The organism is Saccharothrix longispora, assembly GCF_031455225.1.
Taxonomy (GTDB): Bacteria; Actinomycetota; Actinomycetes; order Mycobacteriales; family Pseudonocardiaceae; genus Actinosynnema; species Actinosynnema longispora.
The window spans coordinates 6,346,474-6,363,117 of the sequence record NZ_JAVDSG010000001.1 but is presented as its reverse complement, the minus strand read 5'-3'; the positions used below and the strand labels follow the sequence as shown (position 1 = coordinate 6,363,117).

Annotated in this window: 16 protein-coding genes; 8 read left to right on the top strand and 8 right to left on the bottom strand. The window is 73.8% G+C overall.

From position 1 onward, the window contains the following. Nucleotides 1-12: 12 nt before the first annotated feature. From J2S66_RS27045 to J2S66_RS27030, 4 genes are all read right to left on the bottom strand, one after another. Nucleotides 13-2,190, bottom strand: coding sequence for an ABC transporter permease (locus J2S66_RS27045; RefSeq protein WP_310310090.1), 2,178 nt, complete (start codon nt 2,188-2,190; stop codon nt 13-15). 238 nt (nt 2,191-2,428) lie between these two features. Beyond that, on the bottom strand, nt 2,429-4,744 hold the full coding sequence (locus tag J2S66_RS27040) for an FtsX-like permease family protein (protein WP_310310089.1): 2,316 nt from the start codon (nt 4,742-4,744) through the stop codon (nt 2,429-2,431). Beyond that, complete coding sequence (locus J2S66_RS27035) at nt 4,741-5,418, bottom strand: ABC transporter ATP-binding protein (RefSeq protein WP_310310088.1); 678 nt, start codon at nt 5,416-5,418, stop codon at nt 4,741-4,743. Before J2S66_RS27035 ends, J2S66_RS27040 begins: the two co-directional genes overlap by 4 nt. Next, nucleotides 5,415-5,939: a PadR family transcriptional regulator gene (locus J2S66_RS27030; RefSeq protein WP_306743823.1), complete on the bottom strand. Its 525-nt coding sequence runs from the start codon at nt 5,937-5,939 to the stop codon at nt 5,415-5,417. The genes J2S66_RS27035 and J2S66_RS27030 overlap by 4 nt, the downstream gene beginning before the upstream one ends. Nucleotides 5,940-6,163: 224 nt before the next feature. On the opposite strand from J2S66_RS27030, the gene J2S66_RS27025 reads away from it, so the two are divergent. Further along, complete coding sequence (locus J2S66_RS27025; protein ID WP_310310087.1) at nt 6,164-6,628, top strand: CGNR zinc finger domain-containing protein; 465 nt, start codon at nt 6,164-6,166, stop codon at nt 6,626-6,628. A 27-nt stretch (nt 6,629-6,655) separates the two neighbouring features. Here the strand turns inward: J2S66_RS27025 and J2S66_RS27020 are convergent, their stop codons facing one another. Continuing rightward, complete coding sequence (locus J2S66_RS27020; protein ID WP_374726133.1) at nt 6,656-7,912, bottom strand: DUF445 domain-containing protein; 1,257 nt, start codon at nt 7,910-7,912, stop codon at nt 6,656-6,658. A gap of 29 nt (nt 7,913-7,941) precedes the next feature. Here J2S66_RS27020 and J2S66_RS27015 point away from each other — a divergent pair, with 29 nt between their 5' ends. Next, the gene (locus tag J2S66_RS27015) at nt 7,942-9,114 is read left to right on the top strand and encodes a pyridoxal phosphate-dependent aminotransferase (protein WP_306743821.1); all 1,173 of its coding nucleotides are present in this window, start codon (nt 7,942-7,944) and stop codon (nt 9,112-9,114) included. Here J2S66_RS27015 and J2S66_RS27010 read toward each other — a convergent pair. Then, nucleotides 9,103-11,034, bottom strand: coding sequence for an NACHT domain-containing protein (locus tag J2S66_RS27010; protein ID WP_310310086.1), 1,932 nt, complete (start codon nt 11,032-11,034; stop codon nt 9,103-9,105). The two genes, J2S66_RS27015 and J2S66_RS27010, sit on opposite strands and share 12 nt — an antisense overlap. Before the next feature lie 73 nt (nt 11,035-11,107). On the opposite strand from J2S66_RS27010, the gene J2S66_RS27005 reads away from it, so the two are divergent. After that, complete coding sequence (locus J2S66_RS27005) at nt 11,108-11,815, top strand: TFIIB-type zinc ribbon-containing protein (protein ID WP_310310085.1); 708 nt, start codon at nt 11,108-11,110, stop codon at nt 11,813-11,815. On the opposite strand, the gene J2S66_RS27000 is transcribed toward J2S66_RS27005, so the two are convergent. Further along, nucleotides 11,812-12,933, bottom strand: coding sequence for a methyltransferase domain-containing protein (locus J2S66_RS27000; protein ID WP_310310084.1), 1,122 nt, complete (start codon nt 12,931-12,933; stop codon nt 11,812-11,814). The two genes, J2S66_RS27005 and J2S66_RS27000, sit on opposite strands and share 4 nt — an antisense overlap. Nucleotides 12,934-13,044: 111 nt before the next feature. On the opposite strand from J2S66_RS27000, the gene J2S66_RS26995 reads away from it, so the two are divergent. The 5 genes from J2S66_RS26995 (at nt 13,045) to J2S66_RS26975 (ending at nt 15,777) form a co-directional block, all read left to right on the top strand. Next, nucleotides 13,045-13,419, top strand: a complete 375-nt coding sequence (locus J2S66_RS26995) for a helix-turn-helix domain-containing protein (RefSeq protein WP_306743817.1) — start codon at nt 13,045-13,047, stop codon at nt 13,417-13,419. 5 nt (nt 13,420-13,424) lie between these two features. Further along, nucleotides 13,425-14,156, top strand: coding sequence for a hypothetical protein (locus tag J2S66_RS26990; protein ID WP_310310083.1), 732 nt, complete (start codon nt 13,425-13,427; stop codon nt 14,154-14,156). 110 nt (nt 14,157-14,266) lie between these two features. Beyond that, on the top strand, nt 14,267-14,557 hold the full coding sequence (locus tag J2S66_RS26985; RefSeq protein ID WP_306744522.1) for a DUF2516 family protein: 291 nt from the start codon (nt 14,267-14,269) through the stop codon (nt 14,555-14,557). Beyond that, a complete protein-coding gene (locus J2S66_RS26980) occupies nt 14,551-15,213 on the top strand; it encodes an alpha/beta fold hydrolase (protein ID WP_310310082.1) in 663 nt (220 codons plus the stop codon). Before J2S66_RS26985 ends, J2S66_RS26980 begins: the two co-directional genes overlap by 7 nt. A gap of 9 nt (nt 15,214-15,222) precedes the next feature. Further along, nucleotides 15,223-15,777, top strand: a complete 555-nt coding sequence (locus tag J2S66_RS26975) for a type 1 glutamine amidotransferase domain-containing protein (RefSeq protein ID WP_310310081.1) — start codon at nt 15,223-15,225, stop codon at nt 15,775-15,777. Between the two features lie 54 nt (nt 15,778-15,831). Here J2S66_RS26975 and J2S66_RS26970 read toward each other — a convergent pair whose 3' ends face one another. Beyond that, nucleotides 15,832-16,590, bottom strand: coding sequence for a MerR family transcriptional regulator (locus J2S66_RS26970; protein WP_310310080.1), 759 nt, complete (start codon nt 16,588-16,590; stop codon nt 15,832-15,834). Nucleotides 16,591-16,644: the final 54 nt, after the last annotated feature.

Sequence of the window (16,644 nt, the reverse complement as noted above, 5' to 3'; positions counted from 1 at the left end):
TTCGGTGCGTCGCTACTCGGTTCGCAGACCGGTCGGCCGGACCGCCGAGCGCAGCGCGGGCACCGTGCACAGCGACACGACGAGCACGATGACGACGGCCGCGCCGACCGTGGTGGCGATCTCGCCCCAGTCGACCCGGAACCGCTCGGCGGGCACCACCAGCCACGCCGTGCCCAGGCCGGTCGGGATCGCCAGGGTGGTGCCGAGGGCGGTCGGGATGGCCGACTGCCACAGCGCCGACGCGGCCAGCACCCGGTGCGGCACGCCGTTCGCGGCGAGCACGGCGGTGGGGCGGCGGCGCTCCACGACCTGGTCGACGGCGGCCGCGGCCAGACCGATCACGGCCAGCAGGGTGAGCAGCACCGAACTGCCGATCACGCCGCTGCGCAGCGACCTGAACAGCTCCACCTGCCCGGCCTGGAACTGCGCGCGGTGCAGCGTGACCCCCCGGTCCACGCGGCCCGTCGCGGACAGCAGGCGGTCGGCGAACGACTCGTCCGGGTCGCCGCGCACCACCAGCTCGGTCGGGGTGGCGGACGCCAGCACGGGGTCCGCGCCGTCGGCGACCAGCAGGCCGCGCGGCCCCACGTCGGTGGTGCTGTACCGCGGGACGGTCCACTCCCGGCCGTTGACGGTGAGCTTGGTGCCCGGCGCGGGACCCGGCCCCCGCAGGTAGGCGGAGCCGGGGGCGCAGTCGGCGACGCCCAGGCGCTCGGCGATCTCCGCGCAGTCCGTGCTGGTGATGAACGTGACCCGATCGGTCAGGTGCGTGCGGACCTCGCTGATCCGGCGGACACCGCCCGTCAGCGTGATCGCCTCCTCCAGCGAGCGGACCGGCGTGTGCCGGTCGAGCTGGAGCACCCAGCGGTCCGGGGTCTCGTTCGGCGGGGCCGCGGTGAACTGGGCGGCGACGCCGAGCAGCACCTGGAGCGTGAGCGAGCCGGCCAGCACCACGACGACGCCGGACAGGACGCGCGGCGTGCCGTCGTCGAACCGCAGCGTGCGCAGGGCCAGCAGCCGGGCGACGTCGTCCGGTTCCACGCCGTGCGCGACCTTGGCGACCAGCCACGGCAGCACCGCGGCCGTGCCCGCGAGGACCAGGGCGATGCCCAGGCCCAGGCCGAGGGCGAGGCGCGTGTCGGACATGAACTGCCAGAACGACCCGGTCGAGGCGAGCACGACGACCACCGCGGCGCCGACGCCGATCAGCGTGAACCGCCACCACGCGCGGCGCACGGGGATCTCGGTGGTGCGGTGCGGGCCGAGCGGGCCGACCTCCTCGGTGCGCAGGGCCAGCAGCGCGGACAGCACCGCGACCACCGGCACGCCGACGGCGATGAGCGCGCCCAGCCACGGGTCGGGCAGCAGGTCCGTGGGGAAGAAGCCGACGCCCTCGACCTCGATGAACCGGGCCAGCGGGCGGGCGGCGAAGAACAGCGCCACGCCCACCAGCAGGCCGAGGACGGCGCCGGTCAGCGTCTCGCCGCCGGCCATCCAGCGGATCTGGGTGCGGGAGGCGCCGACCAGGCGGATCGCGGCGAGGCGCTGCGCGCGGCCCGTCGCGCCGAGGCGGGTGGCGACCATGACGAAGATGCCCAGCGGCACGAGGAGCGCGCTGATCGCGGCCACCATCAGCAGGCGGTAGACCGGGAGCAGGGTCGCCGGTGGCCGCTCGCCGCCGAACCCGGTCGCCGGGACCGCGTCGGCCTCGTTGGCCGGCGGCAGGCCCGCGTAGAACAGCAGCGACTGGGGGCGGGGCAGGCCCGCGTCGGCGATGACGCCGATGACGCTCTCCGGGAAGCGTGCGCGGAGGGCGTCGTCGGAGAGCATCAGGTCGAACAGCTCGGGCGAGACGACCAGCTCGCCGGGTTCGGGGATGCGGCCGACGCCGGGCGGTGCGGGGGCGTCCGGCGTGGTGGCGGCCAGCTCCACACCGCTGATGGTGCGGCCCTGCCACGTGACGGTGACCTGCCGCGCCGTGAGCGTGGCCCGATCGCCGTCGGAGGTGAGGGCCGCGTCCTGCACCCGCTGGGACTTGGCCTCCCGGGCCGGGCCGATGGAGGCCGCGAGCAGGAGCACCGTGACGCCCAGGCCGACGCCCGCCGCGGTGAGCGCCAACCTGGCCCAGGACGTCCGGCTGCCCCCGACAGCCAGTCGGACGCCCAGGACCAGGTCGGCGACCCACCTCATCGGAGCGCACCCCGGTCGCTCCGGCCCTCCGCCGCGGCGCGGGGGACGTCATGGGGATGCTCGCGCGGGGAGATCGTCACACCTCTCAAGACGCTCGGGCGGTCGTTCGCGTGGCCTGGATCGACGAGCGGGATGCGGCCGGGACCGGAGGGGCGCCGGGAGTGCGCTCGCGGTGGGCGCGTTCGGCCAGGTCACCGGCCCGGTGACCGCGGCTCCTCGGGTCGGCGGCGGATCGGGGTCATTCCGATCGCAGCCCCAGGGCTCCGGTGGCCCGCCACAGGGACGGCAGGGACGCGACCGTCACCGCCACCACCAGGAAGGCGGCCGCGCCGGTGAGCAGGGCGATGCCCGCCCAGTCGAGGACGATCGGCTGGGAGATGATCCGCAGCAGCAGGACCGCCATCCCGCCGCCCACCGACACCGCGACCACCAGCGCCAGGAGGAGCGGCACCGCGTTCTGCCAGAGCAGGGAGCGGCCGAGGGCGCCGCGCGGGACACCGCCGGCCGCCAGCACCGCCAGGGGGCGACGGCGTTCGCGGACCTGCTCCAGGGCCAGGACCAGGAGGCTGGCGCTCGCCAGCAGGAGCGTGACCAGCGAACCGGCCAGCAGGCCCTGGCGGATGCTCTGGTACTGCTCGACGCGTTCCGGCACACCGGTCTCGCCGAAGTACGAGACGTAGGTGTGCCACGTCAGCGGGGCCAGGGCGTTGCGCACGTGCTCCGCGACGTCCGGCTGCGCCGGGTCGACGAGCACGACGATCCTGCTGAAGTCCTGCGGCGCCGGCAGGTCGGCCAGGACCGACGGCGTGAGCAGGAGGCCGTACCCGTGATCGCTGGACTTCTCGTCCGGCCGCACCTCGGTGTACCGCGGGATCGTCCACTCCGCGATGGTCTTCTCGTCGTCGTCGTACCCCTCGGTGATCCTGACCCGCTCGCCGGGCTCGACCTGCGTGTCCCGGGCGTTCCCGCCCCCGGGTGGCGGGGGGTCCACCACGTAGAACGAGTCGCCGTCCCGGCACGTCGGCAGCACCGCCCGGGTGCGCAGCGCCTCGCACGTGCCGACGGTCGCGACCTGGTAGTCCTCGGGGCCCCTGGTGAACTGCACGAAGCCGAGCGGGTGCACGTGCGCCACGCCCACCGAGCGCTCCAGCAGGTCCATCGCCTGCCGGGTCGTCTCGGGCGTCGCGTCGCGCATGGCGACCACGACGCGGCTCTTGTCCGCTTCCGGGATCGGCTGGTCGACGATCTTGCTCTCGGCGCTCGCCAGCACCGACTGGAGCGCGATGCCGCCGGCCAGGACCACGGCCACGCCGCCCACGACGCGCGCCGCCGTGCCGCTCTCCAACTGGAGCCTGCGGATCGCGAGCTGCCAGGACGGCGCACCGCCGCGCAACCGGCCCACGGCCCGCTCGACCACCCACGGCAGCAGCACGGGGATGCCGAGCAGCAGCATCACGATGCCGCCGATCACCAGGGGCTCGGACGCGCTGCTCCGCCCACCGCCCAGCGTGTCGCTCTGCGTCAGCAGCGCCGCCGAGCCGAGGAGGATCGGCAGCGTCCGCCACCACAGCACGCGGCGGACCGGCTTCGTGCGGCGCACCACGCCCAGCGGCTCGACGACCGTGCGGCGCATCGCCACCACCGACGTCACCACCGCGAGCACCGGCACCAGCACCCCGACCAGCACCGCGAACCACGGCGACGGGGTGAAGTCGCTCCTGAACACGCTGATGCCGACGAGCCGGACGTCCTCCACGAACAGCCGCCCGACGAGGAACAGCGCCACGCCCACGACCATCCCGGTGACCGCGCCCAGCAGCGCCTCGCCCGCCGCGATCCGCCGCACGCGCTGGGAGCCCGCGCCGACCAGCCGCAGCGCCGCGAGCCTCCGGTCGCGCTCGGCCCCCGCGAGCCGGGTGCTGATCCCGACGAACACCAGCACCGGGAACAGCAGCGCCACCACGCCCACCATGACCAGCAGCGTCAGCACCGGGTCGAGCGTGCGCTCCAGCAGTTCGCCCTGGCCGAACGCGACGACCGTGTCGGCGTGCTCCGGGTCCACGTCCGCGTCGCCGGCGTAGAACAGCAGGTCGTGCGGCGAGTTCAGACCGGCCACGCCGATGGTGCCGACCACCCGCTGGGGGAACCGCTCGCGCAGCAACTCGCCCCTCGGCGACGCCAGCAGCTCGGCCAGCGCCGGCGACAGGAACACCTCGCCGTCGGCGGGCACCCTCGACGTGCCCGGTGGCACGGGCGGGTTCGCGCCCTCGGGCAGCACGTACCACCCCGAGACCGTCTCACCGCGGTACTCGGTGTTGTGGAACTCGCGGTACAGCGCATCGCGCCCGTCGGCCGACTCGACCGTGCCGGCCGAGGCCGCCGCCGCCCGCGCGTCGCGCTCCCCCAGGATCGTCGTCACCGACGACGCCGCCAGCAGCACGGCCACGCCGATGCCGATGCCCGCGCCGGTCAGCGCGAGCCTGACCCACGACGTGCGCCCGCCGCCCAGGGCCAGCCGGACGCCCAGGGCCAGGTCGGACAACCACGACCTCACCTGACCGGCTCCATCTCGCGCGACCGGCCGTCGCGCACGACGACCTCGCGGTCGGAGTAGGCCGCCACGCGCGCCTCGTGCGTCACCAGCACCACCGCGGCATCGGTCTCCTTCGCCGCCGTGACCAGCAGCTGCATCACCCGCTCGCCGTTGAGCGAGTCGAGCGCGCCCGTCGGCTCGTCGGCGAACACCACCCGCGGCCCCGTCACCAGGGCGCGGGCCACGGCGACGCGCTGGCCCTGGCCGCCGGAGGTCTCGCCGGGGCGCTTGTCCGCGACGTCGGCCACCTCCAGCCGCTCCAGCCACTCGCGGGCCCGCGACTCGGCCTCCTTGCGCTTGACCGACCCCAGGCGCAGCGGCAGCGCCACGTTCTCCAGGCAGGTCAGCTCCGGCACGAGCTGCCCGAACTGGAACACGAACCCGAAGTCGGTGCGCCGCAGCTCGCTGCGCTCCCCGTCGCCCATGGCGCTCAGCTCGACGTCGCGGTACCGGACGACGCCCGTGTCGGGCGTCAGGATGCCCGCCAGGCAGTGCAGCAGCGTCGACTTCCCGGAGCCCGAGGGCCCCATCACCGCCACGACCTCGCCCGCGCGCACCCGCAGCCCGGCGCCGTCCAGCGCGGGGGTGGGGCCGAACGACTTGCGCAGGTCGACCGCTTCCAGGATCGGGTTCACCGGGTCACCGCCGTCTCCAGTTGGCCGAGGCGCGCGGCGGTGAGCTCCAGCCACCGCAGGTCGGCTTCGAGGTGGAACAGGGCGTGGTCGCAGATCAGCTGGTCGGCGAGGTCGCCGTCCGCCTTCCGCTTCGTCAGCCGGCGCATCGTGGCCAGGTGCGCGGTGCGCTGGACGTCGAGCACCTCGTCGGCGCTGCGGCCGGACAGCAGGGCCAGCACGACCTTCGCGTAGAGGGTGTTCTGGAGGTAGGGCTCGGGCGGCTCCGGCGTGCCCAGCCAGTGCTCCACGTCGGTGACGCCCGCGTCCGTGATCGCGTACCGCTTGCGCTCCGGACCGTCGCCCGCCTCGACCCCCGCCTCCTCGACGAGGCCGTTGCGGAGCAGGCGGGAGAGCGTCGTGTAGACCTGCCCGTAGTGCAGCGGCCGGTCCTGGCCGAAGCGCTCGTCGTAGGCCCTCTTCAGGTCGTAGCCGTGCCGTGGACCTTTTTCCAGCAGGCCCAGCAGGGTGTGTCCGATCGACATGAACTCGACTATACACACGAGGTATACACAGGGTTCATAACCCGATCGGCGGAACAGGGTCACTCGTCCGAACGGGCAACAGGGCTAACCGGTGAACGGCACTTGCCGGTTACTTCGCCACATCGCCGGCTTTCGACGCCTACAGTGGAGGGGTGACTGGTCTGGCGGCCGGCTGGGACCACGCAGCTCTTGCGCAGGGTCGAGCCGGCGATGCGGAACACGATGTGGAGCTGCTGCTCGCCTTCCTCAACACCCGGGACCTCGAACTCGGCACCGACGTGCTGGACAGCGCCGCCGCCTGGCGGGCGTGGGTCACCGAACGCGGACTGGGCTCGCCCGGCGAGCTGGACGGGGTCCGCGCCGCCCGCGCCTCGCTGCGGGCCTCCCTCGGGGAACGGCACGACGGCCCGGACCCCACCCCCGCCGCGGGGCTCGTCCGGGTCGACCTCAGCCACGGGGTGCCCACCATGTCCAGCGCCGACGCCCTGGGCGCGGTGCTCGGCGCGGCGGCCCGGCTGGCGGTCCTCGGGTCCTGGGAGCGGTTCAAGATCTGCCAGGCGGACGACTGCCGCTGGGCGTTCTTCGACCGCTCCCGGAACCGCTCGCGCACGTGGTGCTCGATGCAGACGTGCGGCAACCGGGAGAAGGCGCGCAACTGGCGGGAACGGCGCGCGCTCAGCGTGAGCTGACGGCCGGCCCCGGGCAGGGGCCGGCCGTCACGTCACCAGCTGGCCGACGGTGTAGATCACCAGGCCGGCGAGCGCGCCCACCACCGTGCCGTTGATGCGGATGAACTGGAGGTCGCGCCCCACCTGGAGCTCGATCTTGCGCGAGGTCTCCTCGGCGTCCCAGCGCTCGACGGTGTCGGTGATCAACGTGGTGATCTCGTCGCGGTAGTGGGTCACCACGTACCCCGCCGCGCCCTCCAGCCACCCGTCGACCTTGGCGCGCATCGACTCGTCCCCGACCAGCCGCGCGCCGAAGGACACCAGGCCCTCGCGCACCCGGCGGCGCAGCTCGGACGACGGGTCCTCGGCCGCGTCGAGCAGCATCTTCTTCGCCGTGCCCCACGCCGACCCGATCAGCCGCTGCACGTCGGGGTGCTCGACGACCTGCTGCTTGACCTGCTCGGCGCGCTGCATCGTGGCCGGGTCCGTGCGCAGGTCGGACGCGAACTCGACCAGGAACTGGTCGACCGCCTGCCGCATCGGGTGGTTGACGTCGGTCTTCACCGCCCACGCGAAGTTCAGCAGCTCGGTGTAGACCTTGTCGCCCAGCATCGAGTCGACGAACCTCGGCGACCACGACGGCGCGCGGTCCGACACCACGCCCATGACCTTGTCGTAGTTGTCGCGCACCCAGTCGTACGCCCGATCGCACATCAGGTCCACGAGCTTGTGGTGCGCGCCGTCGGCCAGCACCTGCCCGAGCAGCGTGCCCAGCGGCGGGCCCCAAGGCCGGTCCACGAGCCGCCGCACGACCGCCTGCTCGACGATCGCCTGCACGTCCTCGTCCCGCAGCACGGTGACCGCGCCCTTGACCACGTTGGCCGCCTCGGACGTGACGCGCTCGGCGTTCTCCGGCTTCACCAGCCACTCGCCGAGCCGTCGCCCGACGCCGACCCGCCGCAGCTTGTCCTTCACCACCGCCTCGGACAGGAAGTTCTGCCCGACGAACGACCCCAGCGCGTCGCCGAAGGTGTCCTTGCGGGTCGGGATGATCGCGGTGTGCGGGATCGGCAGGCCCAGCGGCCTGCGGAACAGGGCGGTCACGGCGAACCAGTCGGCGATCGCGCCGACCATGCCCGCCTCGGCGGCGGCGCGGACGTACCCGACCCAGGCGGGTCCACCCTCCTCGAACAGCAGCGCGACGACGAAGATCACGGTGGCCGCGAGGAAGAAGCCCGTCGCCACGAGCTTCATCCTGCGCAGGCCCTGGCGCTTGAGCTGGTCAGCGGCGGTCAGTTGCTCCACACCGCCATTGTCCGTGAAGATTCGGAGTCGTGCGGGAACCAGCGCTCGTGACCAGGATGAGGCCGTTCACCTCGACGATCTTCGCGGAGATGACCGCGTTGGCGACCCGGACGGGCGCGGTGAACCTCGGCCAGGGATTTCCCGACACCGACGGCCCCGCGTCGATGCTGCGGGTGGCCAAGGAGTCGATCGACGCGGGCCTCAACCAGTACCCGCCCGGTCCCGGGATGCCGGAGCTGCGGCAGGCCGTCGCCGAGCACCGCGCCCGCTACGGCACCCACTACGACCCGGACACCGAGGTGCTGGTCACGGTCGGCGCCACCGAGGCCGTCGCGGCGGCGCTGCTCGGCCTGGTCGAGCCCGGTGACGAGGTCGTGCTGGTCGAGCCCTACTACGACTCGTACGCGGCGTCCGTGGCGCTGGCCGGCGCGACCCGGCGGTCCGTGGGGCTCGTCGAGGAGCCCGGCACCGGCCGCCTCGGGCTGGACGTCGACGCGCTGCGCGCCGCCGTGACGCCGAAGACCCGGGCGGTCCTGGTCAACTCGCCGCACAACCCGACCGGCACCGTGTTCACCCGGGACGAGCTGGCCGCCGTCGCGCGGCTGTGCGTCGAGCACGACCTCGTCGCGATCACGGACGAGGTCTACGAGCACCTGGTGTTCGACGGCCGCGAGCACCTGCCGCTGGCGGCGTTCCCCGGGATGCGCGAGCGGACCGTGACGATCTCGGGCGCGGGCAAGTCGTTCAACTGCACCGGCTGGAAGATCGGCTGGGTGTGCGCGCCCGCCGGGCTGGTCGGCGCGGTGCGGGCGGCGAAGCAGTTCCTGACGTTCGTGGGCGGCGCGCCGTTCCAGCCCGCCGTGGCGCACGCGCTGCGCCACGAGCTGGGCTGGGTGGACGACCTGCGCGCGTCGCTGGAGGACAAGCGGTCGCGCCTCTCGGCGGGGCTCGCCGAGGCCGGGTTCGCGGTGCGGCCCAGCGAGGGCACCTACTTCGTCACCGCGGACGTCCGCCCGCTCGGCTTCACCGACGGCCTCGAACTGTGCCGCGAGCTGCCGGGGCGGATCGGCGTCGCGGGCGTGCCGGTGCAGGTGTTCACCGACCACCCCGAAGCGTGGCAGCACCTCGTGCGCTTCGCGTTCTGCAAGCGCGACGAGGTGCTGGACGAGGCGGTGCGCAGGCTGCGCGGACTAGGCGCTTGACCTGACCCGCTCGCGGGTGCCGGAGGCCAACCGGTCCTGCACCAGCGCGTGCCGGAACTGGTAGGCCGCCCCCGCCTGCCGCAGCACGCCGAGCTTGCGCGCGTCGTCCAGGAACACGGTCAGCTCCCACGGCAGCCTGCCGCGCAGCGCGAGCCAGATCCGCGCGACCGTGTACCACCACCAGCGCAGGTGCAGCACGGACAGCGTGAAGCCGAGCATCAGGCCGCACGCCAGGCCCAGGCCCACCATGCCGGTCTGGTGCGGCCCGAACACCAGGCCCGCGGCGGCGCCGAACACCACGGCCAGCACCAGCGACCCGGTCCACACCGCCACCCGGTCGCGCGACATCGTCCACTGGGGACTGGACGGGTGGCTCAGCTCGGCGGTGGTGCCCAGCGCGAACCGCAGCGCCACCGCCACCGCGATGCCCAGGCCGACGACCAGGCCCGCGGACAACCCGTACAGCGCGCCGAACACCAGGCCGGCCGCGCCGCCGAGCACGCCGCTGACCACGAGCAGGCTGCGCCACACGCCCAGCCGGGGCTTGACCGAGCGCTGCCCGGACGCGTACAGCGCGGCCACCGCGACGGCCAGTCCCGCCCCCAGGCCGGTGATCGGGGCGAGGTCCGGCGTGCTCGCGTACGCCATCAGCCACATCACGCCGAACCCGCCGATCAGGCCGAGCACCAGCGCGCCGAGGAACGCCAGCCAGGTGCGGCCCACCGAGCGCCGCAGGTCCCACCACCCCAGTTCGCGCACGCCGCGCGCGTTCATCTCGCGGGCCAGGAACGCGAGCCAGCGCTGGGCCCGGTCCCGCGGCCACACCTGGCTGGCCCGCGCCTGGTGCGCCGCGCCGCGGTCGCCGAACGCGCTCCCGACCAGGGCGTCCACCAGGTGGTCCTCGATGGCGCGTCGGTCCGGGAAGCGGGTGCGGTCGAGCAGCTCGCTGGGCTCGCCGTAGGCGTACACGCCGCCCGCGAGCCACACCGCGAGCGGCGTGGACAGGGCCTCGGCGAGCCGCCCGTCCGGCTCGTCGCGCAGGTGCAGGAAGATCGGCTCCCAGCGGGCCGCCGCCACCGGGTCCGAGGTGGACCGCAGGTAGCCCGCGATCTCCTCGTGGTCCAGCGGCTGGAGCTGCACGACGTTCGCGGCCACGACGTGGGCGTCGGTCTCCGCGAACTCGTCCGTGCGGCAGGTCAGCACCAGCGGCACCGTGTGCGGGAACGCCCGGTTGATGCGGTCGACGGCGTCCGCGCGGCGGTCGGCCGGGATCTGGTCGAGCCCGTCCAGCACCGGGAACACCCGCCGCTGCTCGACCAGCAGGTCGCCCGCGTAGCTGCCGTACAGCTCGGTGTTGCGCAGCGCCGGGTGGTCCTCGTAGAGGCGGCGGGTCATCCAGGTGCGCACGTCCTCCTCGTCCGGGTCCCAGGTGGACAGCGGCAGCAGGAACGGCACGGGGGAGCCGTCGGCGTGCCGGTCGAGCATGCCGAGGGTGAGCAGCATCACCGTCGTGCTCTTGCCCGCGCCCGGTTCGCCGAGGAAGACCATGCGGCTGCTGCGCAGGAACGAGCCCACGACCGCGTCGCTGTGGCCCGGTTCCCCCTCGACCGCGCTCCAGTGCAGGTCGAGGAGGTGTTCGGAGAGGTCTCGGGCGCGGCACTCCTCGTTCCACTGGCCGCGCAGGGCCTTGACGAGGTCGTTCGCGGCGGCGTCGAGGTTGGCGTCGGTGGCGAGGCCCGCGGCGCGCTTGCGGTGCAGCCACGGGTCCAGCGCGGCGAGCAGCGCCAGGAACCCGAGGGCCAGACCGGTCAGCCACAGGTCCGGGTCGATGCCGTAGTCGGTCACGAAGAGGCCGGCCACCGCGAGGGCGGCGGCCAGCACGCACCCGATCAGCACGGCCCGCTGGCGGAATCTGGACACCTGGGCATCATGGCGGACCGGTCACCGAAGGTGGCGACGCGGTCACCCCCGTGTCGTGCGTACCCTCGAAGACGTGATCTGCCCGAAATGCCACGACTTGATGAAGACCATCAGCCGGGGGTCCGTGCACGTCGAGCAGTGCGAGAGGTGCCACGGGGTCTTCCTGGACGGTGGCGAGCTCGAACAGATCATCGCCGCCGAGCGGGCGCACTACGCGCTGCCCCACCAGCCCGGGGGTGCGCCGGGGTCGCCGCCCGCCTACTCGCCGGCCCCGTACAGCCCCGCGCCGATGACGCCGGTCCCGCCCGCGCCGGTCCCCCTCGCGCCGGTCCAGGCCGAGGTGGAGCGGCCACCGGTGGAGCAAGGACCGGTGGAGCAAGGACCGGTGGAGCAGCCGACGCAGCTCGCGATCACCGCGCCGTCGGACGAGACGCGGGTCGCCCGGGTGGAGTCCGGGGAACAGGTCGCCGAACGGGAGGCCGCGCCCGTGACCGAGGAGCGACCGGAAGGGGCCCGGTCGGAAGGGGCCCGGTCGGAAGGGGCGCAGGCCCCGCCGCCCGTCGAACAGCAGGCACCGCCGGTGGAGCAGGGACCGCCGCCGCCCTACCAGCCGCCACCCGCCTACCAGCCCGCGCCCGGACCGCCCGCGCCCGGCGCCGTGCCCGCCTACCAGCCGCCGCCCGGCAGCGCGCCCCCGCCGCCCGTCCACCCCGGCTACTACGGCCAACCGGGCTACCCGCCACCCCGTCGGCGGAGCTTCCTGGAGGAACTGCTCGACTAGAGCGGCCAGGTCAGGTCGGTCCCGTCGAGCCGGAAGTGCTGCCCGGTCGGGTCCGCGGTGAACGCGAAGCGCTGCCGCCTCGGCTTGCCCAGCTCCTTCCACTGCCGGTAGGCGTCCTCGGTGAGGTCCCACAGCGCCCGCGGACCGCCCTGGTCGACCACGGCGCCGCGGTGGCGCACCCAGGAGCCGTCGGGGTGGACCAGGCGCACCGGTTCGCCGGCCACCGCCACGCCGGACAGCGCCAGGCCGGCGAAGAACTCGAAGCCGCTGGTCGGGTCCACGACGGCGCGCGCGGGCAGCAGGGTCGTCCTGGACGTCGCGGCCGGCGCGGTCGCCGCCTCCACCAGAGGTTCCCGCGCCCACGCCTGGTCGTGCGCGCGCAGCGGCATGAAGCGGCCGTCCTCCGGCAGCACGCGGCCGGTCGCGACGCCGTCCCGCACGGTCAGCCGCACGAGGCCCGCGCCGACGGCCCGGTTGAACGTCGTCACGACGACCCCGCCCGGCGCGGTCTGCTCCAGCCACGCCGTCGGAACCCGCGACACCGCGCACGTGCCGAGCACCCGGTCGTAGGGCGCGCGCGGGGCGTGCCCCCGTTCGCCGTCGCCCGCCACGCACGTGGGGTGGTAACCGCCGGCGGTGAGCCTCGCCGTCGCCCTGGCCAGCACGCCGGGGTCGACGTCGATGGAGGTCACCGCCTCGTCGCCGAGGGCGTGGGCGAGCAGCGCGGCGTTGTAGCCGGTGCCGGTGCCGATCTCCAGCACGGTGTCGCCGGGCGAGGCGTCCAGCGCCTCCAGCATGATCGCCATGATCGTCGGCATGCTGGACGAGCTGGTGGGCACGCCGTGCACCGCGCCGGTGGCGAGTGCTTGCTGCCATGCGCGGTCGTCGCCGTCGAGCTGGGTCACGCAGACCTGGTTCCGGTAGACCGAGGCCAGGTGGTCGGGGTGGTCGGCGGTGATCGCCCCCCAGGTGCCGTCCGGGCGCGGGGTGAAGAAGCCCGGCAGGAACGCATGCCTCGGGACCTGGCGAAACGCCGCGATCCAGTGCGGTGAGCGCAACACGTTCACGGCGACGAGCGAGTCGACCAGCTCGTCGCGGAGGTCTGCCGCGAGGTCCACACCCCCACCGTAGCCCTGTGGGCGAGCACACGTCCCGATTGCTAGCACAGCGCTTGCAGCAGCTAGCACTCGCGCGTACCGTTGAATACGGATCGAGGAGGTGCCGCAAAGTTGGACAAGTCCATCGACGAGGCGGTGGCCGATCTCGGCCGCGACATCGGCGAGTACATCCGCCAGCAGCGCAACACCGCGAAGATCTCGCTGCGGCAGCTGGCCAAGCTCGCCGGCGTCTCCAACCCGTACCTCAGCCAGATCGAGCGGGGCCTGCGCAAACCCAGCGCGGAGATCCTCCAGCAGATCGCCAAGGGGTTGAGGATCTCGGCCGAGGCGCTGTACGTCGAGGCCGGAATCCTTGAGCAGCGCGAGGGCGGGGCCCTCGCGGACGCCATCGTCACCGCCCCGGACCTGACCGAGCGGCAGAAACAGGTGCTGCTCGACGTCTACGAGTCGTTCCGGCGGGAGAACACCGCCGGCCAGGAGGAGTGATCCCCATGTCGAACCTGCCCACCACCGAGGAACTGCGCAAGGTCGGCGAGCAGGCCGTGGCCGCCGCGCGCACCCCGCTGCTCGCCGCCCTGGGCGCCGGCGACCTGGCCGCGAAGGCCGTCATCGAGGCGCTCGGCAAGGCCCGCGAGCGCGCCGAGTCGGCGAAGACCGCGGCCGAGTCGGCCGACCTGAAGGACTTCCGGGACCGGCTCGACCCGGCCGAGCTGAAGAAGGTCGTCGACGCCTACACGCAGTCGGCGTTGAACCTCTACCAGTTCTTCGCCCAGCACGGCGAGGAGGCGCTGGAGAAGCTGCGCACGCAGACCCAGCCGCAGTTCCAGAAGGCCCTGCACCAGGTCGAGGAGGCCGTCGAGGTGGCGCAGAAGCGCACCGAGGCCGCCGCCGCGGACGCCCGCGTGCTCGCCGACGACGTGCTCGGCAAGGTCACCCGCCGCACCCGCACCGCCGGCGAGAAGGCCGCGGAGCAGGTCGAGGAGGCCACCGAGAAGCTGGCCGAGGCCGTCGTCGACGCCGGTGGCGAGGTCGCGCACGAGGTGCGCAGCACCACGCGCAAGGCGACCGCCCGCACCGCGGCCGCCAAGCCCGCCGCCAAGCCGGTGACCAAGCCCGCCGCCAAGGTCGCCGAGGAGCCCGTGGCCAAGCCCGCCGCCCCGGCGAAGACCGCCGCCGCCAGGACCACCGCCGCGACGCGGAAGCCGGGCAACACCGCGAAGTGACCGCACCGTGACGGGGCGTCCCACCAGGGGCGCCCCGTTTCGGCTGTACCGGGAGCGCGCGACGCACGTAGGCTGGGTGCGTGTTGCCCCCATTCCCGCCCCTCAGCCCGATGTACCTGGACTACTGGGTCATGTTCGCGGCCTACTACGCCGCGCTGGTCATGGGAGTGTTCGCGTTCGCGCACGCGCTCTCGCAGCGGGCCGACGCCTACACGGCGGCGGAGCGCATGACCAAGCCGGCGTGGCTCGGCATCACCGGCGGTGGCGCGTTCGCGCTGCTGCTGTTCCACCCGTTCTCGGCGGGCGCCATGTTCTGGCTCGCCGGGCTCGTCGCGGTCACCGTCTACGTCGTGGACGTGCGTCCGCGGCTGATCGAGATCCAGCGCGGCCCGCGGTGGTGACGCACCGGGGCTTCGGCTCCGGTCTCCCCGTCACCCTCGTCGGCCACGGTCTCGGCGCCACGCCCGGCGAGGCCCGGCTGCCCACGTCCGGCCTCCCCGGCACGAAGGTCGTGGTCACGCTCCCGTCGCACGGCGACGCCCCGGACGCGCCCGACGACTACTGGGACTACCGGCGGATCGCCGCCGACCTGGGCGGGGTCGCCCGCGAGACCGGCGCGACGCGCGCGATCGGCGTGTCCCTCACGGCGGGCGCGCTGCTGGCGCTGCTCGCCGGGGAACCCGACGCGTTCGAGCGGGTCGTCCTGCTGCTGCCCGCCGTGCTCGACGAACCCCGGCCGGCGCTGTCCCTCGACGACGCGGTCCGCGCCGGCGGCGGACCCCCGGACCACCAGGTCCGGCGGCGCGCGGCGTTCACCCGGCTGCACGGCGCGCTCGACCGGCTCCCCGGCCGCGTCGCGGTGCCCGACCGCGCGGTGCTGGCCCGGGTCACCGCCCCGGTGCTGGTGATCGGGGCGACCGAGGACCCGCTGCACCCGGAGGACGTGGCCAAGCAGGTCGCCGCCGCGTTCCCGAACGGCAGGCTGGGGCTGGTGCCCTCCTGGTCGACCCACCGGGGTGACGTCCGCCGGTGGTTGGCCGACTTCCTCGCCGGGTAGCCGAACGGCATGGCCGAACAGAAGAAGATCGCGTTCCTGGTCAGCTCGGAGGGCATCGAGCAGGCGGAGCTGACCGACCCCTGGCAGCACGTCGAGAAGGCCGGCGGGGTGCCCAGGCTGCTCGCGCCGGAACTCGGCAAGGTCCGGGCGTTCAACCACCTGACGCCCGCCGACGAGTTCACCGTCGACCTGGAGCTGTCGCAGGCCGACCCGAACGACTACGACGGCGTCGTGATCCCCGGCGGTGTCGCGAACTCCGACTTCATCCGGATGGACGCCGACGCGGTCGCGTTCGTGAAGCGGTTCGTCGAGGCGGGCAAGCCGGTCGCCTCCATCTGCCACGGCCCGTGGCTGCTCGTCGAGGCGGACGTGGTGCGCGGCAAGAAGCTCACCTCGTGGCCGAGCCTGGCCACCGACCTGCGCAACGCGGGCGGCGACTGGGCGGACCAGGAGGTCCGCGTCTGCGGCGCGAACGGCTGGACGCTCGTCACCAGCCGGAACCCCGACGACCTGCCCGCGTTCAACCGCGAGGCGCTCAAGGCGTTCGGGCTCCAGGGCCTCTGAGCCGGGTGACCGACCACGGGGATGTGCACCTCCCCGTGGTCACCCCCCACCCGGCTACAGCCGGGCCTGCGCGTACGCGGCCATGGCGTCGCGGACGTACTCGGCGAAACCCTCGGCGTGCGCGTCGAACTGCGACTTGAAGTCCGGCGCGTCCACGTACAGCTGCCCCAGACCGGTGTAGGACTCCCGGTTCGGCGTCCAGCTCCGGCACAGCCACGTGTGGTGCCGGTCCGTCACCTCCATCGCCCGGGGCGAGTCGGGCGCGACGCCCGCGTCGAACAGCTCGGCGAACGCGGCGCCGATCCCGCGCCACTCCGCCATGAACCCCTCGGCGTCGGCCTTCGTCCAGGACCGCATCCGCTGCTTGCCCTCGTCGATGTGCGCTTGCGCGCCCTCGCCGTAGCGCTCCACCAGTTCCGCCTCGTAGCGGGCCTGGCGGTCGGCGTCGAAGCCCTCGAACAGCTCTTCCATCTTCACGCGGTAACCCCCTTCCAGTTCCTCGATCGTCCGGGAGACGGTGCGCGCCAGCGCCGCCAGCCGCTCCTGCTCCGCCGCCAGCCACCGCGCGTGGTTGCGCAGCACGTCGACGGTCGCGTGCCGCCCGTCCAGGACCTCGGCCACGGTGTCCAGGCCGAGCCCCAGGTCGCGCAGCAGCAGGATCTGCTGGAGCCGGAGCAGCTGCTCGCGCTCGTAGTACCGGTGGCCGTTGCCGCCGATCCACGCCGGTGCGAGCAGCCCGATCGCGTCGTAGTGGCGCAGCGTCCGCGACGTCACCTTCGACATCCGCGCCACCTGCGCGATCGACCAGGCCATCCCCGTTCCCCTCCCTGTGCGCACGACGGTAGGGGTTGACGCTGCGTCAACGTC

Excerpts from the sequence above, each read along its gene's own strand:
- J2S66_RS27045 (WP_310310090.1), bottom strand. The coding sequence starts at position 2,190 with ATGAGGTGGGTCGCCGACCTGGTCCTGGGCGTCCGACTGGCTGTCGGG.
- J2S66_RS27030 (WP_306743823.1), bottom strand. The coding sequence starts at position 5,939 with ATGTCGATCGGACACACCCTGCTGGGCCTGCTGGAAAAAGGTCCACGG.
- J2S66_RS26990 (WP_310310083.1), top strand. The coding sequence starts at position 13,425 with ATGTCGAACCTGCCCACCACCGAGGAACTGCGCAAGGTCGGCGAGCAG.
- J2S66_RS26985 (WP_306744522.1), top strand. The coding sequence starts at position 14,267 with ATGTACCTGGACTACTGGGTCATGTTCGCGGCCTACTACGCCGCGCTG.
- J2S66_RS26975 (WP_310310081.1), top strand. The coding sequence starts at position 15,223 with ATGGCCGAACAGAAGAAGATCGCGTTCCTGGTCAGCTCGGAGGGCATC.
- J2S66_RS26970 (WP_310310080.1), bottom strand. The coding sequence starts at position 16,590 with ATGGCCTGGTCGATCGCGCAGGTGGCGCGGATGTCGAAGGTGACGTCG.